This is a genomic window from Saccharothrix sp. NPDC042600 (assembly GCF_040647305.1).
Classification (GTDB): Bacteria; Actinomycetota; Actinomycetes; order Mycobacteriales; family Pseudonocardiaceae; genus Actinosynnema; species Actinosynnema mutabilis.
The window spans coordinates 36,834-63,234 of record NZ_JBEZBW010000009.1 but is presented as its reverse complement, the minus strand read 5'-3'; the positions used below and the strand labels follow the sequence as shown (position 1 = coordinate 63,234).

The following is a 26,401-nucleotide window of genomic DNA, read 5'->3' as shown; positions in this document are numbered from 1 at the left end:
CGCCGCATCGTGAAAGCGCTTTCCGCACTTTGTCAAGGGCAGGGGTCATGACCGCGTTCACCGTCGAGGACGGGCAGTTCGTGCGCGACGGACGGCCGCACCGCGTGCTGTCCGGCGCGCTGCACTACTTCCGCAGCCACCGGGCGCAGTGGCCGCGACGGCTGTCGGTGTTGCGCGCGATGGGGTTGAACACGGTCGAGACGTACGTGCCGTGGAACCTGCACGAGCCCCGGCGCGGCCGGTACCGCGACCTGGACGCCCTGGGCTCGTTCCTGGACCTGGCCGCCGCGGCGGGGTTGGACGCGATCGTGCGGCCCGGCCCGTACATCTGCGCTGAGTGGGAGAACGGCGGGCTGCCGTGGTGGCTGTCCGGGCCGCCGCGGTGCGCGCACCCGGACTTCCTGGCCGACGTCGACGCCTGGTTCGACGTGCTGATCCCCGAGGTGGCGGCGCGGCAGGTGACGCGGGGCGGGAACGTCGTGCTGGTGCAGGTGGAGAACGAGTACGGCTCCTACGGCTCGGACCGGGCGTACCTGGCGCACCTGCGCGACGGCTTGGTGCGACGCGGGATCGACGTGCCGCTGTTCACGTCGGACGGCGGCGAGGCGCTGTTCCTGACCGGCGGGATGGTCGACGGGGCGCTGGCGACGGTGAACTTCGGCAGCGACGCGGCGGGCCAGTTCGGCGAGCTGCGCCGGCACCGACCGCGGGACCCGTTGTTCTGCATGGAGTTCTGGGACGGCTGGTTCGACCACTGGGGCGACCGGCACGTGGTCCGCGCTCCGGAGGACGCCGCCGCGGCACTGGACGAGGTGCTGGCGGCGGGGGCGTCGGTGAACCTCTACATGGCGCACGGCGGGACGAACTTCGGCTTCTGGGCGGGCGCGAACGCGGGCGGTGAGGTGCACGACGGCGCGTACCGGCCGACGGTCACCTCGTACGACTACGACGCACCGATGGATGAGGCCGGCAACCCGACCCCGAAGTACTGGGCCTTCCGCGAGGTGATCGGCCGCTACGCCCCACTGCCGCCCCCACCGACCACGCCCACCTCAACCGCGCCCACCTCAACCGCGTCGGAAGCAGCGCCACCCACCCTGCCCGCGCAAACCGTCCCCCTCACGCGGTCCGTGCGGCTGTTCGAAGTGTTCAACAATCCCACGATCCAATCGCCGCACATCCCCACATTCGAACAAGTCGGGCAGCACCAAGGCTTCCTGCTCCACCGCACCACCGTCCCCGGCCCACGCCCACCCCTCCCCCTCCGCCTGCGCGACCTCCGCGACCGCGCCCAGCTCTACGTCGATGGCACCCACCAGGCGACCTACTCGCGAGCCGCCGACCCCCAAGCCGTCGAGACCACCGACATCCCCGGCGGGGTGACCGTCGAACTGCTCGTGGAAGCGATGGGCCGGATCAACTACGGGCCGCTGCTGGGCGAGCACAAGGGGATCGTCGGCGGCGTCCTGCACGAGCGCCAACACCTCCACGGCTGGGCAACCACCCCGATCCCGCTGGACGAACTCCCCGACCTCCCCTGGAACACCGACGACCGGAACACCGACGACGGAACCACTGGCGGCGGAACCAGTGGCGGCGGAACCAGTGGCGACCGCGCGTACGGGCCGCTGTTCCTCGGCGGCACCCTCACGACCAACGACCCGCGAGACGCCTACCTCGACATGGCCGGCTTCACCAAGGGCGTCGTGTGGGTCAACGGCTCCTGCCTCGGCCGCTACTGGCACATCGGTCCACAAAGGACCCTCTACGTCCCCGAACCCCTGCTGTACAAGGGCGACAACGAGATCGTCGTCCTCGAACTGCACCCCGACGCGAGCCCGCGTTCGGTCACCGTCAGCCCTCACCCCATCCTCGAAGGAGATCCACGATGACGTTGCGCGTAGCGATGAACGGCGTGACCGGACGCATGGGCTACCGCCAGCACCTCACCCGGTCGATCCTCGCCATCCGCGACCAGGGCGGCGTCCCGCTCAGCGGCGGCGGGCGCGTCGAGGTCGAGCCGATCCTGGTCGGGCGCAGCGCCGAGAAACTCGCGGAACTGGCCGCCCGCCACGGCATCGCGCGCTGGACCACCGACCTGGACTCCGCGCTCTCCGACGCCGACGTCTACTTCGACGCCCAGGCCACCACCGCCCGCGCCGACGCCATCAGGCGCGCCATCGAGGCCGGCAAGCACATCTACACCGAGAAGCCCACCGCCGAGACCCAGGCGGACGCCGTGGAACTGGCGCAGCTGGCCGACAAGGCGGGCGTGAAGCACGGCGTCGTGCAGGACAAGCTGTTCCTGCCCGGTCTGCTCAAGCTCAAGCGCCTGCTCGACAGCGGGTTCTTCGGACGGGTGCTCAGCGTGCGCGGCGAGTTCGGGTACTGGGTGTTCGAGGGCGACTGGCAGGGCGCGCAGCGGCCGTCGTGGAACTACCGGGCCGAGGACGGCGGCGGCATCGTCATGGACATGTTCCCGCACTGGGCGTACGTGCTGGAGAACCTGTTCGGGCGCATCGAGAGCGTCACCGCCAAGGCCGTCACGCACATCCCGCGGCGGTGGGACGAGTCCGGCGCGCCCTACGCCGCCACGGCCGACGACGCCGCCTACGGCCTGTTCACGCTGGAAGGCGGCACGATCGCGCAGATCAACTCGTCGTGGTGCGTGCGCGTGGACCGGACGGAACTGGTGGAGTTCCAGGTGGACGGCACCCACGGCAGCGCGGTCGCCGGCCTGCGCAACTGCAAGGCGCAGCACCGGTCCGCGACGCCCAAGCCGGTGTGGAACCCGGACCTGCCGGTGACCGAGCGGTTCACCGACGACTGGACCGAGGTGCCCGACAACGGCGAGTGGGACAACGGGTTCAAGGTGCAGTGGGAACGCTTCGTGCGGCACGTGGTGGACGGCGAGCCGTTCCCGCACGACCTGCACTCCGGCGCGCGCGGGGTGGCGGTGGCCGAGGCGGCGCTGAGGTCGTCGGCGGAGGGCATGACCGTCCGGCTGTGAGGAACCGGGTCACCGGCCCGGCAACCGGGGGACCGGCCCGGCAACCGGGATGACCGGGGCGGCAACCGGGATGACCGGGCCGGCAACCGGGGTGACCGGGCCGGCAACCGGGGTGACCGGGCCGCCCCCGCCCGGTCACCCCCCGAACCACCCGGCCACGTCGAGCCGGAAGAACGCCGCCGGGACCATGGTCCGCAGGTCGCTCTCCAGGTCCCGCACCCGTTGCGGGCCCAGGGCCCGGGCCCACTCCGCGCGGATCTCCTCGAAGATCGCGGCGGACCGGTTGAGGACGTCCAGGCCGCGCGGCGTCAGGTGGACGATCTTGCGGCGGGCGTCGGCGGGGTCGTCCTCGCGCCGGACGTACCCGAGCGCCTCCAGCCGGTCCACGGTCTTGCCCGCCGCCTGCTTGGACACGCCCAGCCGCCGCCCGACCTCGCTGGCCGACGCGCCGCGCACCCCGATGGCCTGCAGGGCGAACCCGTGCGCGGGCCGGGCGTCCGGGTGACCCTGGCGGGCCAGCTCGGCGTGCAGCCGGTCCACGATCGTCCGGAAGCCCGCGAACAGCAGCAACGGCAGCTCGAAGCCGAGCCCGTCGGAATCGCCCTTGCCAAACTCGACAACCTGGTTTACGTTTTGGTCAACCACGTTGTCGAGTTTACCCCGTGAAGGACGCGCATGTTCGCCGAGCACACCCCGGAAACCGCCCCCGCCACCGCTCGCCGCCTCATGGAGGCCACCACCGCCAAGCTGGGCTACCTGCCGTCGGCGGTCGCCCGCATGGCCACCTCCCCGCACGCCCTGGAGGCGTTCCTGAAGACCAGCGCCATGTTCGAACAGACCACCCTCGACCCGCTGGCCCGCGAAGTCCTGATCATGACCGTGGCCACCCGCAACGGCTGCCACCTGTGCGTCGCGATGCACACCGCCAAGCTGGTCGGCCTGAACGCCGACCGGTCCCTCATCACGGCGCTGCGCGAGGGCAAGCCGTTGGACGATGAGCGCCTGGAGGCGGTCCGGACGTTCACGACCGAGGTCCTCGACACGGCCGGCGCGGTGTCCCCCGAGGCCCTGGAACGGTTCGTGGCACGGGGTTTCACCGCGCAGAACGCCCTGGAGGTCGTCATGGGCATCGGCGTCTACACCCTGTCCACCTTCGCCAACCGCCTCACCGACGCGCCCATCGACCCTCCCCTGGCCTCCTTCGCCTGACCCGCTACGCGAAAGCGTGGCGATAAGGGGAGAGCAGGTCGGCCAGGCGGTCGACGGGCAGAGCGGGAGAACGCCGACCCAACCGGCCAACGGTGGTCTCCGCCGCCACCAATGCGTTGAGCACCGCCTCCTCCACCGCGTACACGACGGCGGCGAAGAAGTCGTCCATGCGGTTCCACGGCACGTGCTTGAGCGTGTCGTACCCCGGCGCGCCCTGCGGGAAGGCCGACGGGGTCAGCGCACCCGCGTTGCCGGTGGAGAAAGCCAGGAAGATGTCGCCGGAGAAGTGTGAGCCCGTCGTCCCCGTCCGGGCCAGGCCCAGCGGGACGCGGCGGGCCAACGCCGTGCACTGGCCGGGCAGCAGCGGCGCGTCCGTGGCGACGACGACGATCACCGACCCCGCGCCGGGCGGGAACTTCCAGTCCGAGTCCTCGATGGGGTTGTCGTCGGTCAGCCACTGCCCGACCGGCACCCCGCACACGGTCAACTCGCGCCGCGACCCGAAGTTGGCCTGCACGAACACCCCCACCGTGTAGGTGTCCGGCCCGTACCCCACCAACCGCGACGACGTGCCGCTACCGCCCTTGAAGGCGTAGCAGTTCATGCCGGTGCCGCCACCGAGGTTGCCCTCCGCCACCGGGCCGGGCGCGGCGGCCTCGATGGCGGCGACCGCGTGCTCCGGCCGGACGTGCGGACCGTTGATGTCGTTGAGGTACCCGTCCCACGTCTCGGCGACCACCGGCAGCAGCCACTGGTCGGCGACGCCGGGGTGCTCCCGGGCCATCCAGTCGATCACACCCCGGTGGCACGGGCCGACCGCGTGCGTGTTCGTGATCAACACCGGCAGCCGCAGGGCGCCGGTCTCGGACAGCAACGCGGTGCCGGTCATCTCCCCGTTGCCGTTCAACGAGAACCAGCCCGCCGCGCACGGGTCGTCCACCCCGTCGCGCCCGCGCGGCAGGACGGCGGTCACACCCGTCCGGACGTCCTCGGCCACCAGCGTCGTGTACCCGACCAGCACGCCGGGCACGTCGGTGATCGCGTTGTCCGGTCCGGTCTCGCCGGGCAGCCGCAGTCCGAGGTCACGCGCGCGCATCAAGCCTCCAGGTCGCATCGGGTGGCGTCGCAGGCGTGGGCGACCAGCATCGCCTCGGCCTCGGCGACGGTGAACGTCGGCACGGCGTGGGTCAGGTGCAGGCCCAGCCCGTCCTCCAGGGCGACCAGACCGCGCGCGATCGTGGTGGCGTCGCGGGTCAGGTCGAACACGCCCGTCGCGGCGCCGGCTTCCAGGATCGCCGCGTACAGCGCGACCTGCCGCTCGCACAGCCGGATGTGCTGGGCGGCGTAGGCGGGGTCGCGGCGGGCGTACGCGCCCAGTTCGTAGACCAGCACGCACAACTCGTCGTCGCGGCCGGTCGGCAGGCCCGCGCGGATCGTGGTGAGCAGTCGCCGGCGCGGGTCCGGTTCGCGGCGGGCGGCCTGCTCGCGGGCGACGCAGAAGCGGTCGATCGCCTCGCGCTGCACCTCGAACAGCAGGTCGCCGAGGTTCGGGAAGTAGTACAGGACCGACCCGGTGGACATCTCGGCCCGGTCCGCGACGTCGCGCAGGCGCAGGTCCAGCACGCCCCGCTCCAGCACGGCCCGCCGGGCGGCGGCCACCAACTCCTCGCGCTTCTCGTGGGCGCGACTCGGTCTCGGCATGCGACCGATTCTTCAAGTGATCTTCAAAGAATGCAAGTCGATCTCGCCTGGACTATTGACGAACGTCCGGTCGAGTTCTTTGATGACCAGTCAAAGAACTCGGCGAAGGAGACCGCCATGCCGGACCGGTCGTCGTCCCAGTCGTCCCCGTCGTCCCCGCGGTCGGCCCCCGCGCTGCGGCGCGGGTTGAAGGTGCTCGGCACGCTGCTCATCACGCTGTCCGCGATCTCGCCCGCGTCCTCGGTGTTCATCATCGCGCCGGGCGTGGTGGGGCAGGCGGGCAGCGGCGCGTTCTGGAGCTTCGTGGTCGCCGCGGTGGTCGGCGTGTTCATGGCGTTCGTCTACGCCGAACTGGCCTCGGCCTACCCGCTCAGCGGCGGCGAGTACGCCATCGTCGCGCGCACCCTGGGCCGGCTGCCCGGGTTCGTCACCCTCGGCCTGCTGCTGGTGACCCAGCTGCTGATCATCGCCGTCATCGCGCTGGGCGTCGGCACCTACCTGGAAGTGCTGCTCCCCGGCCTGAACGGGCCGGTCGTCGCGGCCGTGGCGACGGCGGGGGCGACGGTGCTCGCGGTGTTCGACGTCAAGCTCAACGCGTGGATCACCGGGATCTTCCTGGTGATCGAGCTGGCCGCGCTGGCGGTGGTCAGCGCGCTGGGCCTGCTCGACCCGGCCCGGCCGCTGGGCGAGCTGCTGACCGAACCGGTCGGCGCCGCCGGGCCGGTGTCCTTCGGCGTGATCACGGCCGCGGCGGCGGTCGCGATCTTCTCCTACAACGGCTACGGCTCCGCGGTCTACTTCGGCGAGGAGACCACCGACGCCCACCACGGCATCGCGCGGGCGATCCTGTGGGCGCTGGCGATCACGGTGTGCGCCGAACTGGTCCCGGTGACCGCGGTGCTGCTGGGCGCGCCGTCGCTGCCGGAGCTGTTCGCGGCCGACAACATGATGTCCCACTTCGTCGCCGGGCAGGCCGGGTCGGCGGTCAACACGGTGGTGAGCCTGGCCGTGGCGCTGGCGATCCTCAACGCGGTGCTGGCGATCATCCTGATCACCTCGCGGATGGTGTTCAGCACCGGCCGGGACACCGCGTGGCCGGGCACGGTCAGCCGGGCGCTGGCGACGATCCACCCCGGCACCGGGACGCCGTGGGTCGCGACCGTCGCGACCGGAGCGTTCGCGACCGCGTTGTGCTTCGCGGACAAGGACTTCCTGCTCGTCGTCACGGCCACGTCCATCGTCGCGGTGTACGCGGCGCTGTGCCTGGCGGTGCTCGCGGGCCGCCGCAACGGCACCACCGCGCACGCCGCGTACCGGATGCCGTGGTTCCCGGTCGCGCCGGTGCTGGCGCTGGGCGCGCTGGCGTACGTGGTGTGGACGAACTTCCTCGACCCGGTGGTGGGGCGGCCCAGCCTGGCGATCACCGCGGGCATCGGCGTGGTGGCGGCGCTGTACTACGCGCTGGTCGTGCGGCGGCGCGGGACGTGGGTGCTCAAGGGGCCGGAGGACCCCGTGCCGGCGGACACCGCGCCGCGATAGCGTGTCGCGCGTTCCGTGCGAGGGAAGGACTGGGGATGCGACGACCGGCGTGGGTGGGCCCCGAGATCGACCTGCAGAAGCCGAGTCCGGCCCGGGTGTACGACGTGCACCTGGGCGGGTCGCACAACTTCCAGGTGGACCGGGACGCCGCCGCGGCGATCACGAACGCCATGCCGGGGCTGCCCGCGATCCTGCGCGCCAACCGCGCCTACCTGCGCCGCGCGGTGTCCCACCTGGCCGGGCAGGGCATCACCCAGTTCCTCGACCTCGGGTCGGGCATCCCGACCGTGGGCAACGTCCACGAGGTCGCGTGGCGCACCGACCCGTCCGCGCGGGTCGTCTACGTCGACTGCGACGCGGTGGCCGTCGCGCACAGCCGCGCGATCCTGCGCGACGAGCCCAACGCCGACGCGGTGCTGGCCGACCTGCGCCGCCCCGAGGACGTGCTGGAGGCGGCGGAGACCCGGCGGTTGATCGACTTCTCGCAGCCGGTCGCGGTGCTGATGTTCGCGGTGCTGCACTTCGTGGACGACGCCGACGACCCGGCGGGACTGGTCCGCCGCTACCTGGAGCCGGCCGCGCCGGGCAGCCACCTGGCCCTGTCGCACGCCAGCTTCGAGGGCGACGCCGACCGGGCGGAGGAGGGGACGCGGCAGTTCCGCCGCCGCGTCGGCGACTTCACCATGCGCGACCGCCGCGAGGTCACCGCGCTGTTCGGCGACCTGGAGATCGTCGAGCCGGGCGTGGTGTACCTGCCGCAGTGGCGGCCCGACCCGGGCGACGACGTGTCGGACGCGAGCACGACGTCCACCTTCGCGGGCGTGGGCCGCAAGGCGTGAGCGAGGTCGTCGCCGGGCGCTACCGGCTGGTGGAACGGCTCGGCGCGGGCGCGATGGGCGTCGTGTGGCGCGCCTTCGACGAGCGGCTGCACCGCGAGGTGGCGGTGAAGCTGCTCGTCGTGCCGCCGGGCGCGGACGCCGGGGAGGCCGTGGCCCGCGCCGCCCGCGAGGCCCGCATCGCCGCCCGCCTGCACCACCCGAACGCGGTGACCGTGCACGACGTGGTGACCGACGGCGGCGTGCCCGTGCTGGTGATGGAGCACGTGGCGGGGCGGTCGCTGTCGGGTGTGGTGCTGCCGGTGGCCGACGCGGCCCGGGTCGGCGCGCAGGTGGCGTCGGCGCTGGCCGCCGCGCACGCGGCCGGGGTCGTGCACCGGGACGTCAAGCCGGGCAACGTCCTGCTGACCGGGGACGGGACGGCGAAGATCACGGACTTCGGGATCGCGCGGGCGTTCGGGGACGTGACCGTGACGCGGACCGGCGTGCTGGCCGGCACGCCCGCGTTCCTGGCCCCGGAGGTGGCGCGCGGCGGGTCCCCGGGCCCGGCCTCGGACGTCTTCGCGCTCGGGGCGACGCTGTACGCGCTGGTGGAGGGCCGCCCGCCGTTCGGGGACGGCGACAACGCCATCGCCCTGCTGCACGCGGTCGCGGCGGGCCACTTCCCACCGCCGACCCGGGCGGGAGCGCTGACCCCGGTGCTGCTGGACCTGATGCGCACCGACCCCGCCACCCGCCCGACGATGGCCGAAGCCGCCGACCACCTCCGCGCGGCAGCCGGCCTGCCCCAAGCCGGCCTTCCGCAGGGCGGGCCGACGCCGGCCGGGCAAGCGCAGGCGGCGGGCGCGACGCCGGCCGGGCAGCCGAGCGCCCGCCCAGCCACTCCCCCGCCGACCCGGGTGGACCTCGGCGCGTCCCCGGCCGGCACCCGCCTCGAACCGCACCCCGCCGCCCCGCCGCGCACCAACCGCACGTTGCCGCTCGCCGGCGCGGCACTGGCCGTCGCGGTGGTCGTCGTGGTGGCCGTGCTGGCGAGCCGGGGCGACGAGTCCCCGACCGCCACCCCCACCACCACGACGACCTCCGCCAAGCCCAAGCCCACGACCACAACCCCGACCGTGGACAGCCGCGCGCTCGAACGCACCGTCGCCGAGTACTACAAGGACCTGCCGAAGAACAAAAGGTCCTGGCGGGACGCGACCAAGGTCCAGATCACCACCCCGCCCAAGGCCGACAGCCCGACGACCGTCGTCATCGGCATCGAGTACGAGCGCAAGGGCAGGCACCGCGACACCCACCGCGCCACCGTGGCCGACGGCAAGGTCACCGCCATCGAAGTCCTGTCCTCCGAACGGATCGGCGGCGGCAAGAAGGACGACGAAGACGAGTGACCCTCAGCGCCGCCGGGGCTGGCCCAGCGCCGCCGGCGGGGTGTTGCCGGCCGTCGCGCCCTCCGCGTACTGCGGCGTCACGATGAACACGAACTCGTGCACCCGGTCCGCCGCCAGCTCGTCCACCACGTACGACTCGCCGATGCGGATGCCGTGCCGCATCAGGAACTCCTGGTGCACCGGGAACGCCGTGCCGTCCTCGTTGACCGGGTTGCCCAGCACCTCCAGCGCCCACGTGTCGCCGCCGACGATCGCCGGCCGCGACCGGGCCAGCCAGCGCGCCTCGCGCAGGTAGATGCCGGGCAGCCCGCGCGCGCCCTCCCAGCGGGCGATGTCGGCCGGGTCGCGGCGCGCCAGCAACTGGTTCCAGCCGGTGTGGAACAGGACCACGTCGCCGGGTTCGATGCGGTCGATCCCGCCGAACTCCATCGCGTCCTTGATGTCCTCCACGGTGATGCGGTAGTTCTCGCGCAGCAACGGCTTCCCGTTGCTCGCGGGCTCCGCCAGGTCCGCCACGCGGTCGCGGGCGAGCTTCACGCCCAGCACGTCCAGCAGCACGCCGCGGGTCACGACCGGGCCCATGTTCTCCGCGCCCAGCGCCGTGGTGCCGTGCGGGCGGGCGATGTCCGGGCCGCGCCTGCCGTTGTAGAAGAACTCCGCCGCGCCGACGTGGTTGAGGTTGTCGGTCTGCGAGCCGATCTGGTAGGTCGCGGCCAGCGGCTTGGCGTGCTTGGGCGAGAACTCCGCCTCGAACCGCTCCTCGTGCACGCTGATCTTGTTGACGCCCAGCGGTTCCAGCGCGACCAGGATGCCGCCCTGCTCCAGGAACCCCGGCGGCGGCGGGTAGCCCCAGATGGTCAGCCGCTGCTCGTAGGTGCGGCGCGGGTCGGTGCGGAAGGCGGGGAAGCCGTTCCACATCAGCTCGCCGAGGTTGTAGGTCTTGACCTCGCGGCGCGGCTTGAGCACGGCCAGCGCGGCGGCGGTCTTGGCGGGCGTCACCTCGTTGAGCGCGCCGCGCTGGTCGTCCGGGCCGTAGCGGCTGGGCGCCCAGTCGGCCAGGTTGGCCGGGTCGGCATAGTCGAACGGCGTGTCGTCGAGCCTGCCCGCGGTCGGGGTGTCCGGAGCGGCGGTGGCGGAGGCGGTCGGGACGACGGTGGCGGCGAGGCCGGCGGCGCCGGCCAGCTTCAGCAGGTCACGGCGGGCCAGGTGGTTGCGCAGCAGGTCGGGGTTCACGCATGAGCAGTACCGGTCGGGTCGCGGTCAGCGCAACGGACGTCACCTCAACGCGGTAACGGCGTGCTCCCGGAACGCCGCCGCCGCGCCGTGGGTCGGCCGGCGCGGCCACACCAGGCGCACGGTCACGGTGGTGGCGTCGGCCAGCGGCAGGTAGCGGATGTCGGGGTGCGGGTGGCTGTGCCCGGTCGCCTCCGTGGTCACGCCGACGGCCTCGCCGAGCGCGATGGTGGTGAGCCACTCGTCCACGCCGGGCACCTCGAACGTGTCCGGTCGCAGGCCCTCCGGCCACAGGTCCGCGCTCGTGGTCGCGGCCGTCGAGCACAGCGCCACCGGTTCGTCGGCGAGGTCGGCCAGGTGTAGCACTTCCTTGTCCGCCAACGGGTTGCCGTGCGGGACGGCGGCGATCCGGCGTTCCCGGTACAGCACCCTGGAGGCCAGGCCGGTGTCGGACGGCGCCGTGCGCATGAACGCGATGTCCACCTCGCCCTTGCGCAGCGCCTGCTCGGGGTCGTCGCACCGCCGCACCCGCACGGGCGTGTCCGGACGGGCCGCGCGCCAGCCGCGCAGCAGCGGCAGGGTGTGCCGGCCCAGCGCCGCCCACCCGAAGCCGACGCGCAGCGGGCGCGGTCCGGCGGCGGCCTCGGCGAGGGCGTCGTCGAGCTGGGCGAGGAGGCGGTGGGCGTGCTCCCACAGGCGCCGCCCGGCGTCGGTGAGGGCGAGGCTGCGGGTGGTGCGCTCGACCAGGCGGGTGCCCAGGCGCTGTTCGAGCTGGTCGAGCGTGCGCGACAGCGCGGGCTGGCTGACGTGCAGCGCGGCGGCGGCGTCGGTGATGGTGCCCTCGTCACCGATCGCGGCGAGCGCCCGCAGGTGCCTCAGCTCGACATTCATGACCGTGGAGCATAAATGCGCGGCGGGAAGCATTTCACACCGAAGCTCGGCGTCCCTAGCGTTCCCGGTATGAAGATCCTCCTGATCGGCGCTGCCGGCCTGATCGGCTCGGCCGTGCACAAGACCTTCGCCGACCGCGGGCACGACGTGCTGACCGTCGGCCGCTCGTCGGGCGAGTTGCGGTTCGACCTGACCGACCCGGAGCGGGTCGGCGCGCTGTACGCGGCGGCGGGCCCGGTGGACGCGGTCGTCAGCGCGGCGGGCGACGTGCCGTTCAAGCCGCTGGCCGACCTGACCGCCGACGACTTCCGCGCCGGGTTCGCGGGCAAGGTGCTCAGCCAGGTCGAGCTGGTGCGGCAGGGGTTGGCGCACGTGAGCGGCTCGTTCACGCTGATCACGGGCGTGCTGGCGCGCGAGCCGATCGTCTCGGGCTCGGTGGCGTCGCTGGCCAACGGCGCGGTGGAGGCGTTCGTGCGGGCGGCGGCGGTGGAGATCGCGCCGCTGCGGGTCAACGCCGTGAGCCCGACGGTGGTCACCGAGGCGCTGGACGCCTACGGCGACTTCTTCCCCGGCATGCCGCCGGTGGACCTGGCCGCGGTGGCGCAGGCGTACGTCCGCTCCGTCGAGGGCCCGTTGACCGGGCAGGTGTTCATCCCCTAGCGCACGACCCGGTCGCTCTGGTGGTCGAGCATCGCGCGGTCTACCTGGCCGCCCCGGTTACCGGCGTGGCCCTCGCCGGCCGGGGTCACGCCCGCGCCGAGGCGTGCGGCCGGCGTGAGTAGCGCGGGCACTGCGAACGGGTGATGTGGCGGACGCCGCATCACGTAACGGCCACGGGTTATTGCCTCCTGCTTAGGCTAGCTTTACCTTTGCTGCGCTCCGACCGCCTGGGGGTGAGTCCGAGGAGGACGTGCAGTGATCCGTCGCGCACGCACCGCAGCCGTGGTGCTCGCCATGATGATCGCCCCCGTTGCCGGGTGTGGCGCCGAAGGGGGTGGCGAGGACGCCCTCGTCATCTACTCCGGCCGCAACAAGGAGCTGGTCGGCGGGGTGCTCGACCAGCTCCGGCAGGCCACCGGCCTCAAGGTAGAGGTCCGGTACGGCAGCAGCGGCGAGATGGCCGCCCAGCTGCTCGAAGAGGGTGAGCGGACGCAGGCGGACGTGTTCTTCTCGCAGGACGCCGGCGCGTTGGGGGCCGTCGCCGAGCAGGGGCGGCTCGCCGAGCTGCCCGCCGACGTCCTCGACCTCGTGCCCGCCGGGTACCGGGCCGACGACAAGCGGTGGGTCGGGACGTCGGCGCGGGCGCGCGTGGTGGCGTTCGACCCGCGGGTGGTGGCCGAGGCGGACGTGCCGAACAGCCTCGACCAGGTCGTGGACCCGAAGTGGAAGGGCAAGGTCGGCTACGCGCCCACCAACGCGTCCTGGCAGGCCTTCGTGACCTCCGTGCGCGTGCTCAAGGGCGAGGAGTACGCCAAGGACTGGCTGAAGAAGTTCGCCGCCAACGACCCGAAGCGCTACGACAACAACATCGCCATCCTCAACGCCCTCAACGACGGCCAGCTCCCCATCGGCCTGATCAACCACTACTACTGGTACGCCAAGGTCGCCGAGAACGGCGCGGACGCGGTGAAGGTCAAGCTGCACCACGTCTCCGGCGGCGACCCGCTGGGCCTGGTCAACGTGGCCGGCGCGGGCGTGATCGCCGGATCGGACAAGGCGGACGCCGCCCAGAAGGCGGTCCGGTTCCTGCTGTCCGAGCAGGCGCAGCGGTACTTCGCCGACGAGACCGCCGAGTACCCCGCCAACCCGGCCGTGAAGTCCGGCAAGCACCAGCTCCCGCCGCTGACCGACCTGCACGGCCCGGACATCGACCTCTCCAAGCTCTCGTCCCTCCAGCAGACGCTCGCGTTGCTGCAGGAAGCGGGGCTGTCCTGAACGGCCCCCTGCGGGCCGCACCGACGAACACCGCACTCGCCCTGGTCGTCGCCGGGGCCGCCCTGACCCCCCTCGGCTACCTCGCCGTCCGCTCGTTCGACCACGGCGCGGGGGTGGTGTGGCGCGTGCTGTGGCGGACCCGCACCCTCGACCTCGCGGTGCGCAGCCTCGCCCTCGCGGGCGCGGTGACGGCCGCGTGCCTGGTGCTGGGCGTGCTGGGCGCGTGGCTGGTGGTGCGGTCGGACCTGCCCGGACGCCGCGTGTTCGGCGTGCTGCTGGTGCTGCCGCTGGCCGTGCCGTCCTACGTCGCCGGGTTCACGTGGATCGCGTTGCTCCCCGGGCTCACCGGGTTCGCGGGCGCGTTCCTGGTGCTGACGCTGGTGTCCTACCCGTACGTGTTCCTGCCGGTGGCGGCGGCGTTGCGGACGGCCGACCCGGGCGTGGAGGAGGTCGCGCGGTCGTTGGGGCGCGGCCGGCTGTGGACCTTCCTGTCGGTGACGCTGCGCCAGGTCCGGCCCGCCGCGACGGCCGGCGGGCTGCTGGTGGCGCTGTACGTGCTCAGCGACTTCGGAGCGGTGTCGCTGATGCGGTACGAGGCGTTCACGCTGGGCATCTACACCAGCTACCGCGCCACGTTCGACCGCACGCCGGCCGCCGTGCTGGGGTGCGTGCTGGTGGTGCTGGCGATCGCGTTGACCATCGGCGAACGCCGGGCGCGGGGCGCGGTGGCCACGCGTGAGCACCGCGCGGCGATCATGGTCCCGTTGGGGCGCATCAAGGTTCCGGCGTTCGTGGGCCTGCTGGGGCTGGTCGCGGTGTCGTTGGGGACGCCGGTGTTCAGCCTCGGGTGGTGGCTCGCGGCGGGGCGGTCGGTGTTCAGCGGCGACCTGGCCGCCACGACGGTGAACACGATCTCGGTGTCCGCGCTGGGCGCGCTGCTGACGATCGTCCTGGCGCTGCCGGTGGGGGTGCTGGCGGCGCGGCACCGGGGGCCGCTGGTGCGCGGGGTGGAGCTGGCGAGCTTCGCCGGGCACGCGTTGCCGGGCATCACGGTCGGGTTGGCGCTGGTGTTCTTCGGCATCCGGTTCGCGCCCGGCCTCTACCAGACGACGCCGATGCTCGCGTTCGCGTACGCGGTGCTGTTCCTGCCGCTGGCGGTGGGCGCGGTGCGCACGGCCGTCGCCCACGCGCCGCCGGTGCTGGAGGACGTGGCGCGGTCGCTGGGCAAGGGCCGCGCGGAGACCCGGTTGCGGGTGACCGTGCCGCTGGCCGCGCCGGGCATACTCGCCGGCGCCGCGCTGGTGTTCCTGACCTGTGCCAAGGAGTTGCCCGCCACGCTGCTGCTGCGGCCGACCGGCGTGGACACCCTGGCCACCGAGCTGTGGACGAAGACCGAGGTCGCCGCCTACGCCGCCGCCGCGCCCTACGCGGCGGTGCTGCTGGTGGTGGCGGCGATCCCGGCGGTGGTGCTGGACCGGTTCCTGCGCGGAGGTGCCCGATGAGCGGGTTGCGGATCACCGGGCTGGTCGCCGGGTACGGCCCGGAACCGGTGCTGCGCGGCGTGGACCTCGACGTGCCCGACGGCGGCCTGCTGGCCGTGCTGGGGCCCTCGGGCTGCGGCAAGACCACGTTGCTGCGCGTGCTGGCCGGGTTCCACCCGGTGCGCTCGGGCACGATCTCGTTGGGTGACCGGGTCCTCGCGGACGGCGCGGTGGACGTGCCGCCGGAGCGCCGGGGCATCGGGATCGTGCCGCAGGAGGGCGCGTTGTTCCCGCACCTGACCGTCGCGGGCAACGTCGGCTTCGGCCTGGCGCGCGGGCGGCGGCGCGAGCGGGTCGCGGAACTGCTCGACCTGGTCGGGCTGTCCGGGTTCGAGGCGCGGATGCCGGCGCAGCTGTCGGGCGGGCAGCGACAGCGGGTGGCGTTGGCGCGCGCCCTCGCGCCCAGGCCCGGTGTGGTGCTGATGGACGAGCCGTTCTCGTCGTTGGACGCGGCGTTGCGCGACGAGCTGCGGGTCGACGTGCGGGCGGCGCTGCGGGCGTTCGGCGCGACGGCGCTGCTGGTGACGCACGACCAGGAGGAGGCGCTGGGCGTCGCCGACCGGGTGGCCGTGCTGCGCGGCGGTGTGGTCGCGCAACTCGGTGCGCCGCACCAGGTCTACACGTCGCCCGCGGACCTCGGGGTGGCGTTGTTCGTGGGCGAGGCGGTGACGTTCGCCGGCGAGGCGCGCGACGGGGTGGCCGAGACGCCGCTGGGTCGGCTGGCGGTCGGGGGCGAGGGGCCCGGGACCGTGCTGGTGCGGCCCGAACAACTGCACCTGGGCGGCGAGGGCGTGCCCGCGACCGTGGCGGACGTGCTGTTCCACGGCCACGACGCGACCGTGCTGCTGCGCTTGGCCGACGGCACCGTGGTGCGGTCGCGCGTGCAGGGACCGTTGCCGGTGCGGCCGGGTGACGAGTGCGCGGTGGCCGTGACCGGTCCGGCGCTGTTCTTCGCGGGCGGTGCCGGGTGACCGCCACCGCCGACCTCGGGTTCGCTGCCGGCCTGGCCGCCCACGGCTCGCGAGTGGCCGTCATCAGCGGTCGCGACGAGCTCTCCTACGCCGACCTGGACCGGCGGGTGGCCGACGTCGCCGACCGGCTCGGGACCACGCGGCGGCTGGTGCTGCTGGCCACCCGCAACGACGTGGACTCGCTCGTGGCGTACCTGGCGGCGTTGCGCGGCGGGCACCCGGTGCTGCTGTGCGCGCCGGGCCAGGTGGAGGCGTTGGCGCAGGCGTACGACCCGGACGTCGTGGTCGACGGCGACCTGGTCGAACGCCGCGCCGGCACCGCCCACGACCTGCACCCCGAACTGGCGCTGCTGCTGTCCACCTCCGGCACCACGGGCTCGCCCAAGCTGGTGCGGCTGTCGGCGGAGGGCCTGCGCGCCAACGCCGAGGCGATCGCGGAGTACCTGGACATCCGGCCCACCGACCGGGCGATCACCTCGTTGCCGATGCACTACTGCTACGGGCTCTCGGTGGTCAACAGCAACCTGTCGCGCGGCGCGGGACTCGTGCTGACCGACCGGTCCGTGGTGGACCCGGAGTTCTGGGACCTGGTGTCGCGCGACGACGTCACCAGCCTGCACGGGGTGCCGCACACGTTCGACCTGTTGGACGGCACCGGTTTCGCCGACCGGGACCTGCCGTCGCTGCGCTACGTCACCCAGGCCGGCGGCCGGCTCGCGCCCGAGCGGGTGGCGGCGTACGCGGCGCTGGGCGAGGCGCGCGGCTGGCGGTTCTTCGTCATGTACGGGCAGACCGAGGCGACCGCGCGGATGGCCTACCTGCCGCCGGAGCTGGCGCGCACGCACCCGTCGGCGATCGGCGTGCCGGTGCCGGGCGGGTCGTTCGACGTGGTGGACGGCGAACTGGTCTACCGCGGGCCGAACGTCATGCTCGGGTACGCGTGCGGCCCGGCGGACCTGGCGCTGGGCCGCACCACGTGGGAGTTGCGCACGGGCGACCTGGGACGGCGCACCGCGGACGGCCTGTACGAGGTCGTGGGTCGGCGGAGCCGGTTCGTCAAGCCGTTCGGGCTGCGGGTGGACCTGGACCGGGTGGAGCGGGTGCTCGCCGAGTCCGGAGTGGCGGCGGTGTGCGCCGGAGACGACGACGTGCTGGTCGTCGCCGTGCGTGCCCGGGGGCTGGCGAACGGCGCGCGGCGGGCCGGGGCGTTGGTGCGGTCGCGGTTCGGGCTGCCGGGTGCGGCCGTGCGGGTGGTGCGGGTGGACGAGTTCCCCTTGCTGGACAACGGGAAGGTGGACTACCGGGCGGTCACGCGACTCGGTGCGGGTGCTGGCGGCGGTGCGGGTGGCGGCGGCGCGGGCGGCGGTGCGGGCGCGGGCGGCGGCGGTGCGGGTGCGGCCGGGTCGGTGCGGGAGTTGTTCGCGTCGGCGTTGGGCGAGGAGGTCCGCGACGACTCGACGTTCGTCTCGTTGGGCGGTGACTCGCTGACCTACGTGCGCGTGTCGGTCGAACTGGAACGGCTGCTGGGCCGGTTGCCGGCGGACTGGCAGACGCTGCCGGTGTCCGTGCTGGAGCGGCGGCGGGTCGCGCCGCGCCGGGTGCCGCGGGTGGAGACGGACATCGTGTTGCGGGCGTTGGCGATCGTGCTGGTCGTCGGCTCGCACGTGAAGGTGTTCGACGTGACCGGCGGCGCGCACCTGCTGCTGGTGATCGCCGGCTGGAACTTCGCCCGGTTCCTGCTGCCCGCCGCGCCCCGGCGGATCCTGCGCGGCGCGGCGCTGGTGGCCGTGCCGACGTCGTTGTGGCTGACCTACCGGGTGTTCACCACCGACGACGTGACGTGGGTGAACGTGGTGCTGGTCAACAACTTCGTGCGCACCGGGGCGGTCGGGTACTGGTTCGTCGAGGTGCTGGTGCACGTGCTGGTGCTGCTGGCCCTGGTGTTCGCGGTGCCCCGCGTGCGGGAGTGGGAACGGGCGCGGGGGTTCGCGTTCGCCTTCGCCGCTCTGGTGCTGTTGTCGTTGCCGCGGTCGCTGTTCGGGGCGGACGCCTCCTTCGCGGACCGGAACATGACGACCTTGGGCGCGGTGTGGTTCTTCGCCCTGGGGTGGCTGGCGTTCCGGGCGGACTCGGTCGTGCGCCGGTGCGCGGTGCTGTCGGTGGCGATGGTCCTGGTGCCGGGGTCGTTCGACGACCCGGCGCGGGAGGGTGTCGTGCTGGCCGGGCTGGCGCTGCTGCTGGCGTCGAGCCGGGTGCCGCTGCCCAGGCCGTTGGTCGGTGTGGTGAGCCTGGTGGCGAGCGCGTCGCTCTACATCTACCTGACGCACTACGCGCTGTTCCCGCCGTTGCTGGAGTTCTTCCCGCCCGCCGTCGTGGTCGTGTTGAGCCTGGTGGGCGGGATCGCGGCGTGGCGGGTCACCCGGTTCGCGTCGCGGTGGCGCAGCGTCGTCTTCTCCAGACCCCTCGAACGGTCCGCGGCAGGAGTACGGTCTTCGGTAGGTGTCGAAAAGACCTGAGAGGGCGCTGGAGCATGCCGGGCCGCTGGACTCCGCTGACCCACCCGGACATCGCCGAGGTGACGGTGGACGACGTGCTGCGGGCCCTGGCCGACCCGACGCGGCGCCGGATCGTCCGGTTGCTGGTCAGCGAGGGCGATCGGGCGTGCGGGACGTTCGGCCTGCCGATGGCCGCGTCCACCCTGAGCCACCACTTCCGCACGCTGCGGGAAGCGGGCCTGATCCGCCAGTGGGACGACGGCCGCAGGCGCATGAACACCCTGCGCCTGGCCGAACTCGACGCCCGCTTCCCGAACCTGGTCACCACCGTCCTCGCCGCGGACTGACCGCGCGGCGTCAGCCGTCGGCCGGTGTCGCGCGGGGGGCGGCGGTCGAGGCGCGGACCACCACGTGCGGCAGGAGGTGGATGTGCAGTTCGGCTCGGTCCGACCGGCCGCTGTGCAGCTTCCTGAGCAGGAACTCGACCGCGAGCCGGCCCACGTTCTCGCGGGGCGGGGCCACCGCCGTCAACGGGATGTCCGCCAGGCCCGCGAACTCGTCGTCGTAGGCGATCACCGACAGGTCGTCCGGCACGACCAGGCCCCGCTGCCGCGCCCGTTGCAGCACCTGGATGGCGATGCTGTCCGGGTGCGCGAGCACCGCCGTGACGCCCGAGCGCTCGAAGCCGTCGAGGATGTCGTCCAGGCCCTGGGTGATCTCCTCGTGCGTGTGGTTCTCGTGGCGGGGCATGTCGGGGGCCAGGCCCATCGCCTCCACCGCCGCGTCGTAGCCGCGGGTGATCCAGCCGCTGGTCGGGGACTGGCAGGTCACCAGGGCGATGTTCCGGTGGCCCAGCTCGACCAGGTGGCGCACTGCCTGGATCGCGCCGTGCTGGTGGTCGCTGGACACGTACTCCACCGGGTGCAGGTGCGCGGTCGGCTCGTGGGAGCGTTCCACGAACAGCACCGGGATCGGCAGGTCGGCGATCCAGTCCAGGGCCGGCGCCAGGCGGGAGAACGGCTCGCTGGGGGTCAGCAGCAGGCCGTCCACCTTCGCCTCCAGCAGGCGCTGCACGTGGGACCGGTCGTCGTCGAGGTTGTAGTCCGACACCGCCAGCACCAGCTTGATGTCCCGCGCCTGCGCCGCCCGCCGCGCCCCCTCCACGATCTCGCGGAAGTACTGGCTCGCGGCCGGTATCACCATGCCGATCGTCGGCCGCCGGCCCGCGACCCTGGGCACCGACGGGGTGACCAGGGTGTCGCGGATGGCGCTGGGCAGCACCGCGCCGCCGTGCACCCGGCTGACGTCGCCCCGCGCCTCCAGCTCCGCCAGGTCGCGGCGCACGGTGATGGCGGAGACGCCCAGCTGGGCGGCCAGTTCGGCGGCGCGGACGCTGCCGTCCCTGCGCACGGCCATGAGGATCGCGTGGTGCCTGCGGCTCGCGTCCATGCGCACCTCCGGTGAGCGAACGATCAAAGCGATCGTCCCGGGATCCTATCCGTAGAAACGTTCAATCCGTGAGTACTTCCAGGAACGGGCGGTGGGCGGAGTTCTCGCGGCTGTTCAGGACGACGGCGAGCGCGCTGCCGCTCAGGCCCAGCGACACGTTCCGGTCCACGGCGAACCGCGACCGGACGAACGCCGTGACGTCCAACGGGATCCAGTCGGCTGTCGTGCTGACCTGGCCGGTCGCGACGACGGAACCCAGCGCGGGGCGGGTGTCCCAGGTGACCGACTCCGACCACGCGGCCGTGACCCCGTTGGCGGACAACGTGGTGTGCGTGCCGTCCGCGTCCGATACCTTGCCGTGCACCCACAACACGGCCCGGGTCGGCGCGGTCGGCAGGGACGACAGGTCGAACTTCAGGTACGAGTTGCGCGTGTAGCCGGTGCCGGACGCCGACTTCACCACCAGCGTCGGGTCGGTGCCGTAGCTCGTGCCCGCGTACGAACCGTCCCGGACGTAGGCGTCGGCGGACGGGGTGACCGTGCGCGCGGTCCGCGGGCTCAGGGCCGTGCCGGCGCCCAGGGTGACGGTGTGGCTGCGGCCCAGCGAGCCGCCCACCTCGACCAGGAGCCTGGTGGTGCCCGATGTGCCGAGCACGGTCACCGTGGGGTCGCCGGTGGCGGTGGTGAAGCCGTTGTCGGTCAGGGTGACCAGCACGGTGGTGGCCTTGCGGGTCGGGTCGGCGACCGTCACCGACACCTGCCCGCCGGTGCGGCGCACCAGCACCGAGCACGGGGCGTCCACCGTGATCGGGCCGCACGTGCCGGCCGCGAAGAAGTTGGCCGCGTGGGTGTTCGGCGCGGAGACGCCCTGGACGTCGGCGGTGTTCTTCAGGACCACGGCGGTCGGGTTCGCGGCGCGGGCGGCCGTGGCGGTCGCGGTCGCGCCGGGCAGCAGGACGTAGCTGTAGCTCGCGCCGGTCGGGTCCGTGCCGTGGTCGAACCACAGGGTCAGGTAGCGGCGCGTGATCGGGTCCGCGCCACCGCCCCGGTTGACGTCGCGCCACGCGCCGGTCCGCGCGGTCCGCGCCGCGTCCACGGTCGCCCCGCCGGGGAACACGTACCCGCCGAACCCGCCGATCGCCATCCACTGGGCCCCGGTGAACCGCTGCGACCAGCCCAGCGCCGCCGACTGCGTCGTGCCGTCCACCACCAGCGGGTGGGTGCCGGTCGCGCCGAGGTTGCGGTTGTCCACCACGGAGTCCACGGCCACGCCGTCGGTCGCCGTGATGCCCGCGCCCAGGCACACCACCTGGTCGTCCAGGCAGAACCACGACTTGCGCCCGGTCAGCGTGCTCTGCAGGCCCCGCACGTCCTGGCCCAGCGCGGCGTACGTGCCGTCGCTCGCGCCGCCCGCCCACGTGTTGTTCGGCCGGGTCGCGTTCCAGTCACCGCCCGCGCCGTCGGCCAGCGCCTTGCGCGACACCGTGGTGCCGGGCAGCCGGTACGGGTCCACGGTCGGCCAGAACGCGTCGGAGTACTGGCCGTTGCCATAGGTGTCGCCCCACCAGTAGGTCATGCCGCTGCCGGTGTGCCAGCCACGCAGGTTCTCGCCGTTGCCGACCTCGTAGTACGTGGTGCGCGCCGACGACATGCTCACCGAGAACGTCCACTGCGGACGACGGTGCACGGCCCGGTCCATGGCGGCGAACAGGTTGTGCCCCACCGGGTGCGCAAGTGCCGCCACCGACGAGTCGACCACGGCCTTGGCCCGCGCCAGCTCGGGCACCGCCACCGTGGTGTCGGCGAAGTACGGGCTGTACTTGCCGCGCTCGATCCACCCCTTCACCAGCCCGCGCCACCGCGCGACCTCCGCCGCGGACCCCAGGCCGGAGGACGCCACGACCAGGATGCTGCCCATGATCGCGTGCCCGCGCGTGTGGTCGTTCTGGTCGCCCCGGCTGATCGCCCGACCGGACACGCCGTCCATGACCAGGCCGTTCATGATCCACGGGGCGAAGGTGGTGGTGACGGCGTCCAGCAGGAGCTGCCGGTTCGGGTCGGTCACCTCCCACGTCGAGCCGGACAGCAGCGTCAGCACCCGCCCGAGCCCGCCGAGCAGCACCGCGCCGTAGCTGCCCGCGTACGGGACGTGGGTGTGCTGCACGAACGAGCCGTCGGCGTACATGCCGTCACCGGTCAGGACGTGCGGGAACACCGGCGACAACCCGTCGCGCGCGGTGGTCAGCTTCGCGTCGGACGCGCCGAGCACGCCGCGCAGCGCCAGGACGTGGCACAGGTCAACCCGGTTCGCGCCGGTGCTGGTGCCGCTGTACTTGGCGACCCGCGAACTGGGCACGTAGTGGTCCACGGCGGCCAGGTGGTCGGCCAACAGCGGGGCGTCCACGAGCACGCAGATGTCCAGCAGCCGCTGCGGGGTGCCGATCTGCCAGTCCCACCAGTTGCCGTAGGTCGCGCGGCCGGCGGTGTAGGCGTTGTCCCGCAACCACTTCAGGCCGGTGGTGATGGCGGTGAGCAGCGTGCCCGACCCGGTGTGGCCGGTGCCGGGTTGGACGAAGGCCAGCGCCATCGTGCGCAGCCGGGCGTGCGAGGTGGTCACGTTGGCCGACACCGTCCCGATGGGCAGGTCCGGCCACAGCGAGGACGTGCCGGGGCTCATCGCCGCCAGGTACTCCCCCGCCTGCTGCCCGGTCCGGTGCAGGGCGGACGCGAACGGTTCGGCGGCCGGGTCGTAGCCGACGCCGGTCAGCAGGTCGCGCCAGCGGGCGCGCAGGGACGAGTAGGCGTCCTCGGCGAGGGCCGGGGCGCCGGAGAGGGTCAGGGCCGTGACGGTGCTCGCGAGCAGGAAGTGCCTGCGGGACAGGGTCATGCGTCACTCCTCACGGAGAGGTCGTCGAGGTCGACGTGGTGGGTGGTGCCGTCCGACCACGCGATCCGCACGCCCCGGTCGGTGCGCTCGGCGGTGGCGGTGGGTGGCGTGGTCGCGCTCAGGGCGACCCGGCAGACGAACAGGTCGCCGGTCCCGTGCAGGGCGGGGACCACGGCGGGGCGGCCGAACGCGGTGCCCTCGGGCGCGTCGAGGGCTTCGGCGGAGTCGTAGCCGAACAGGCCGACGAGGTCCGCCGTCATCCCGCCCGCCGTCGTGCGGACCGCGAGGTCGTCGGTGGTGGCGGCGGCGCCGGCCAGCGGCCAGCCGGTGTGCCGCACGACCGACCCCGGCGGGGTCCGGTGCACGCGGACCTCGCTCGCCCCGCGCACCACGCTGACCGCCTCGACCGCCACGCCGGGCGCGGCGACGTGCCGCGACGCCGCCCAGTCCGGCCCGGCGCCCGCCGGTTCCAGCGCCGGCCGCCCGCACCACACCCCGTCCACCAGCACGGCGAACGTGTTGTCCGCGGGCTCGACGGTCGGCCCGGTGCGCGAGGAGTAGGCGATCCGGTCGTACAGGGGGTCGCCGGGGTGGTCGGTGCTGCCGTGGTTGACCAGCCGCGCGGTGCCGTCGCCGGGGGCCCGGTGCAGCAGGAACCCGGGTTCGGGCAGGGCGGCCACGGGGGCGTGCTCGGTCCGCGTCTCCGGTTCGGTCCACACCGGGTGCGAAGGCGGCAGCACCAGCCCGAGGAACCCCTTGGCCGCCCAGTACGGCGAGGCCGACCCGGAGTAGGCCTGGAGGGTCGGCTCGTGCGGCCCGTACCAGCCGGCCGTCCACACGCCGTCGCGGATCGCGCCCCGGTCGACGAAGTGCTTGAGGGTCGCGCTGGCGATGCCCCGGGTCTCCCCCGGCGGCAGCGGCGAGACGTCCAGCAGCGCGCCCAGCCACAGCGGGGCCACCGACGCCACGCGGTAGGTCAGCGACCGCCCGAAGTGGACCATGCCGCCGTCGTGGTCGAAGAAGTGCACGTGGTCGCGCAGGAACGACACCAGCCGGGACGGGTCGAACGCGTGCCCGAACAGGTGGGACCGCAGGCCGAGGTAGAAGTGGATGGCCCAGCCGTTGTAGTAGTCGAACGACCGGTTCGGGCCGTCGGAGTACCAGCCGCGCCCCACGTGGAACGACTCGATCCGCGCCAGCCCGCGCTCCCGGACCCCCACGCCGTCGGCCACGCCCACCGACTCCAGGAAGTCGGCCACGAGCACGGAGAACAGCCACCAGTTGTTGTCCACCGGCTCGACCCGCGCCCCGACCGCCAGCCAGTCCACGACCCGCTGCCGCACGGGGTCGGCCAACCGGTCCCACAGCCACTCACGGGTCAACCGCAGGCCGATGACCAGCGACGCCGCCTCGACCAGCGGCTGAGCGCGGTCCGCGATCGCGGGCCACGGCTCGCCGGACGTGCCGGCGGCGAACCCCTCCGCGTACCGCTCCAGCCACCCGTGCGGGTCCGCGCCGCCCGCCCCGGCCAGCCGGAACGACGCGAGCAGGAAGCTGCGCGCGAACCCCTCCAGCCCGTCGCTGTCCGGCCCGGACCAGCTCGTCCGCCCCGGTGGCCGCAGGAACGCGCCGCCCGGCGACCGGTGGCGCAGGATGCCCGCCACGAGGTGGTCGGCGACCGCCTCCCAGTGCGCCCGGCCCCACCCGGTGCGCGGGTTGAGCGGTGCGTCGGGCGCCGGCAGCGACAGTGCTGGGTGCATTCGCGGGAAAGTAGGCGGCGGCACAGGGCGGGGCAAGCCCGATCGGCCAAGTCGGTCAAATCCGAACACCGGCACGCCGACACCACCGGATGGTGATCACTCACAACAGCGTGAACAGGTGAAACGGTGAGTGACGATCACTTGTGTTCGTTTGATCGGACTCACCTTGACTTGCCTGGGGGTGCCACGAAAACTTGCCGCCACTGCGAGACGACCCCCTGGAGCGTGAGATGCGGCACAAGATTCGAACCAGACTGGGCGCGATCGGGGCACTGGCCGCCCTGGGTCTGGTGGCGGCCTGCGGAGGCGGTGGCGCGTCGGGGGGCGCCGCCCAGAGCAGCGGTCCGACCGAGATCACCTTCTGGACGTGGACCAAGGGTTCCGCCGAGGTGGTCGACGCGTTCAACGCGCTGCACACCGACGTCAAGGTGAAGTTCGAGCAGATCCCGTCGGGCGCGGCGGGCGGCTACACCAAGATGACCAACGCCATCAAGGCGGGCAACGCGCCGGACGTGCTCAACATCGAGTACCCGGTGCTGCCCGACTACGTCAGCCAGGGCAGCCTGGCCGACCTCACGCCGCACGTCGGCGAGCTCAAGTCGAAGTTCCCCGACCAGATCCGGGCCCTGACCGAGCTGGGCGGCAAGACGTGGGCGGTGCCGCTGGACGCCTCCCCGATGGTCCTGTACTACCGCAAGGACTTCTTCGACGCCAACGGCATCACCCCGCCGAAGACGTGGGACGAGTACAAGGCCGCCGCCGCGAAGGTCAAGCAGGCCGACCCGAAGGCCCGCATCGGCACGTTCTTCCCCGACGACCCCGGCCACTTCGCCTCGCTGGCCTGGCAGGCCGGCGGCAAGTGGTTCGGCACCAGCGGCGACTCGTGGAACGTCTCCATCGACGACCCGAAGTCCAAGGAGGTCGCCGAGTACTGGCAGGGGCTGGTCTCCGACGACCTGGTGCGCGTGCAGTCCGCGTTCTCCCAGGAGTGGAACGCCAGTGTCAAGGCCGGTGAGACCGTCTCCTACGTCGGCGCGTCGTGGGGCGCGGGCAGCGCGCTGCGCGCCAACCAGCCCGACCAGGCCGGCAAGTGGGCCGTCGCGCCGATCCCGCACTGGGGCACCCCGGCCAGCGGCATGTACGGCGGCAGCACGTTCGCGGTGACCAAGGACAGCAAGAAGGTCGGGGCCGCGGTGAAGTTCATCGGCTGGATGACCACCAACGAGCAGGCCATCACCACCCGCATCGGCATCGCCAAGTCCACGATGTACCCGGCGGCGGCGGACATGGTGCCGGTGGCGGCCAAGAGCTTCGACAACGGCTTCTTCGGCGGCCAGGACGCCTACAGCGTCTACAAGGACGCGGCCGGCACGATCAAGAACGGCTGGACGTGGGGCCCGAGCATGTTCGCCACGAACGGCACGCTCAAGGACAACTTCGGCACCGTCACCAGCGGCGGCACGCTCACCGACGCCCTGGGCAAGGCGCAGAAGTCCACCGTGGACGAGCTGAAGAAGCGCGGCCTGAACGTCTCCTGACCACCGCGGCGCCCC

Annotated in this window: 22 protein-coding genes; 13 read left to right on the top strand and 9 right to left on the bottom strand. The window is 73.1% G+C overall.

What is annotated here, in order from left to right; translation table 11 throughout:
- The first annotated feature begins 47 nt into the window (after positions 1 to 47).
- Positions 48 to 1,892, top strand: coding sequence for a glycoside hydrolase family 35 protein (locus AB0A74_RS09465; RefSeq protein WP_358248363.1), 1,845 nt, complete (start codon positions 48 to 50; stop codon positions 1,890 to 1,892).
- Positions 1,889 to 3,010 (top strand): Gfo/Idh/MocA family oxidoreductase, encoded by a 1,122-nt coding sequence (locus AB0A74_RS09460; RefSeq protein WP_358248362.1) that lies wholly within the window; start codon positions 1,889 to 1,891, stop codon positions 3,008 to 3,010. Before AB0A74_RS09465 ends, AB0A74_RS09460 begins: the two co-directional genes overlap by 4 nt.
- Before the next feature lie 135 nt (positions 3,011 to 3,145).
- Here AB0A74_RS09460 and AB0A74_RS09455 read toward each other — a convergent pair whose 3' ends face one another.
- Positions 3,146 to 3,655 carry a MarR family transcriptional regulator gene (locus AB0A74_RS09455; RefSeq protein ID WP_358248361.1) on the bottom strand — a complete coding sequence of 170 codons (510 nt, stop codon included), beginning with the start codon at positions 3,653 to 3,655 and terminating at the stop codon, positions 3,146 to 3,148.
- 30 nt (positions 3,656 to 3,685) lie between these two features.
- Between AB0A74_RS09455 and AB0A74_RS09450 the strand changes: the two genes are divergently transcribed.
- Entirely contained in the window at positions 3,686 to 4,219 is a 534-nt protein-coding gene (locus tag AB0A74_RS09450) for a carboxymuconolactone decarboxylase family protein (protein WP_358248360.1), read from the top strand.
- A gap of 4 nt (positions 4,220 to 4,223) precedes the next feature.
- Here AB0A74_RS09450 and AB0A74_RS09445 read toward each other — a convergent pair whose 3' ends face one another.
- Together AB0A74_RS09445 and AB0A74_RS09440 are read right to left on the bottom strand one after the other, a co-directional pair.
- A complete protein-coding gene (locus tag AB0A74_RS09445) occupies positions 4,224 to 5,315 on the bottom strand; it encodes a P1 family peptidase (protein ID WP_358248359.1) in 1,092 nt (363 codons plus the stop codon).
- Positions 5,315 to 5,920, bottom strand: a complete 606-nt coding sequence (locus AB0A74_RS09440; RefSeq protein WP_358248358.1) for a TetR/AcrR family transcriptional regulator — start codon at positions 5,918 to 5,920, stop codon at positions 5,315 to 5,317. Before AB0A74_RS09440 ends, AB0A74_RS09445 begins: the two co-directional genes overlap by 1 nt.
- 117 nt (positions 5,921 to 6,037) lie before the next feature.
- Between AB0A74_RS09440 and AB0A74_RS09435 the strand changes: the two genes are divergently transcribed.
- From AB0A74_RS09435 to AB0A74_RS09425, 3 genes are read left to right on the top strand one after another with little or no spacing between them, the layout of a single operon-like run.
- On the top strand, positions 6,038 to 7,459 hold the full coding sequence (locus tag AB0A74_RS09435; protein ID WP_358248357.1) for an APC family permease: 1,422 nt from the start codon (positions 6,038 to 6,040) through the stop codon (positions 7,457 to 7,459).
- A 35-nt stretch (positions 7,460 to 7,494) separates the two neighbouring features.
- Entirely contained in the window at positions 7,495 to 8,298 is an 804-nt protein-coding gene (locus AB0A74_RS09430; protein WP_358248356.1) for an SAM-dependent methyltransferase, read from the top strand.
- The gene (locus AB0A74_RS09425) at positions 8,295 to 9,686 is read left to right on the top strand and encodes a serine/threonine-protein kinase (protein ID WP_358248355.1); all 1,392 of its coding nucleotides are present in this window, start codon (positions 8,295 to 8,297) and stop codon (positions 9,684 to 9,686) included. Before AB0A74_RS09430 ends, AB0A74_RS09425 begins: the two co-directional genes overlap by 4 nt.
- A 3-nt stretch (positions 9,687 to 9,689) precedes the next feature.
- Here the strand turns inward: AB0A74_RS09425 and AB0A74_RS09420 are convergent, their stop codons facing one another.
- Together AB0A74_RS09420 and AB0A74_RS09415 are read right to left on the bottom strand one after the other, a co-directional pair.
- Positions 9,690 to 10,919, bottom strand: coding sequence for a cyclase family protein (locus AB0A74_RS09420; protein WP_358248354.1), 1,230 nt, complete (start codon positions 10,917 to 10,919; stop codon positions 9,690 to 9,692).
- Between the two features lie 42 nt (positions 10,920 to 10,961).
- The gene (locus AB0A74_RS09415; protein ID WP_358248353.1) at positions 10,962 to 11,810 is read right to left on the bottom strand and encodes a LysR family transcriptional regulator; all 849 of its coding nucleotides are present in this window, start codon (positions 11,808 to 11,810) and stop codon (positions 10,962 to 10,964) included.
- Positions 11,811 to 11,879: 69 nt separating this feature from the next.
- On the opposite strand from AB0A74_RS09415, the gene AB0A74_RS09410 reads away from it, so the two are divergent.
- Entirely contained in the window at positions 11,880 to 12,470 is a 591-nt protein-coding gene (locus AB0A74_RS09410; RefSeq protein WP_358248352.1) for a short chain dehydrogenase, read from the top strand.
- Here AB0A74_RS09410 and AB0A74_RS09405 read toward each other — a convergent pair.
- Positions 12,467 to 12,601, bottom strand: coding sequence for a hypothetical protein (locus AB0A74_RS09405; RefSeq protein ID WP_358248351.1), 135 nt, complete (start codon positions 12,599 to 12,601; stop codon positions 12,467 to 12,469). The two genes, AB0A74_RS09410 and AB0A74_RS09405, sit on opposite strands and share 4 nt — an antisense overlap.
- Before the next feature lie 124 nt (positions 12,602 to 12,725).
- Between AB0A74_RS09405 and AB0A74_RS09400 the strand changes: the two genes are divergently transcribed.
- The 5 genes from AB0A74_RS09400 to AB0A74_RS09380 all read left to right on the top strand — a co-directional run bounded on the left by AB0A74_RS09400 (position 12,726) and on the right by AB0A74_RS09380 (position 19,099).
- Positions 12,726 to 13,745, top strand: coding sequence for an iron ABC transporter substrate-binding protein (locus AB0A74_RS09400; protein ID WP_358248350.1), 1,020 nt, complete (start codon positions 12,726 to 12,728; stop codon positions 13,743 to 13,745).
- A 125-nt stretch (positions 13,746 to 13,870) separates the two neighbouring features.
- Positions 13,871 to 15,247, top strand: a complete 1,377-nt coding sequence (locus tag AB0A74_RS09395) for an iron ABC transporter permease (protein WP_358248349.1) — start codon at positions 13,871 to 13,873, stop codon at positions 15,245 to 15,247.
- Positions 15,244 to 16,257, top strand: coding sequence for an ABC transporter ATP-binding protein (locus AB0A74_RS09390; RefSeq protein WP_358248348.1), 1,014 nt, complete (start codon positions 15,244 to 15,246; stop codon positions 16,255 to 16,257). Before AB0A74_RS09395 ends, AB0A74_RS09390 begins: the two co-directional genes overlap by 4 nt.
- Positions 16,254 to 18,773 (top strand): non-ribosomal peptide synthetase, encoded by a 2,520-nt coding sequence (locus AB0A74_RS09385; protein ID WP_358248347.1) that lies wholly within the window; start codon positions 16,254 to 16,256, stop codon positions 18,771 to 18,773. The genes AB0A74_RS09390 and AB0A74_RS09385 overlap by 4 nt, the downstream gene beginning before the upstream one ends.
- A 14-nt stretch (positions 18,774 to 18,787) precedes the next feature.
- Positions 18,788 to 19,099 carry a metalloregulator ArsR/SmtB family transcription factor gene (locus AB0A74_RS09380; protein ID WP_358248346.1) on the top strand — a complete coding sequence of 104 codons (312 nt, stop codon included), beginning with the start codon at positions 18,788 to 18,790 and terminating at the stop codon, positions 19,097 to 19,099.
- A 10-nt stretch (positions 19,100 to 19,109) separates the two neighbouring features.
- On the opposite strand, the gene AB0A74_RS09375 is transcribed toward AB0A74_RS09380, so the two are convergent.
- From AB0A74_RS09375 to AB0A74_RS09365, 3 genes are all read right to left on the bottom strand, one after another.
- Positions 19,110 to 20,201 (bottom strand): substrate-binding domain-containing protein, encoded by a 1,092-nt coding sequence (locus tag AB0A74_RS09375; protein WP_358248345.1) that lies wholly within the window; start codon positions 20,199 to 20,201, stop codon positions 19,110 to 19,112.
- 61 nt (positions 20,202 to 20,262) lie between these two features.
- Positions 20,263 to 23,088, bottom strand: coding sequence for a polysaccharide lyase family 8 super-sandwich domain-containing protein (locus tag AB0A74_RS09370; protein WP_358248344.1), 2,826 nt, complete (start codon positions 23,086 to 23,088; stop codon positions 20,263 to 20,265).
- Entirely contained in the window at positions 23,085 to 24,848 is a 1,764-nt protein-coding gene (locus AB0A74_RS09365) for a DUF2264 domain-containing protein (protein WP_358248343.1), read from the bottom strand. The genes AB0A74_RS09370 and AB0A74_RS09365 overlap by 4 nt, the downstream gene beginning before the upstream one ends.
- Positions 24,849 to 25,078: 230 nt before the next feature.
- Between AB0A74_RS09365 and AB0A74_RS09360 the strand changes: the two genes are divergently transcribed.
- Positions 25,079 to 26,386, top strand: a complete 1,308-nt coding sequence (locus tag AB0A74_RS09360) for a sugar ABC transporter substrate-binding protein (protein WP_358248342.1) — start codon at positions 25,079 to 25,081, stop codon at positions 26,384 to 26,386.
- Positions 26,387 to 26,401: the final 15 nt, after the last annotated feature.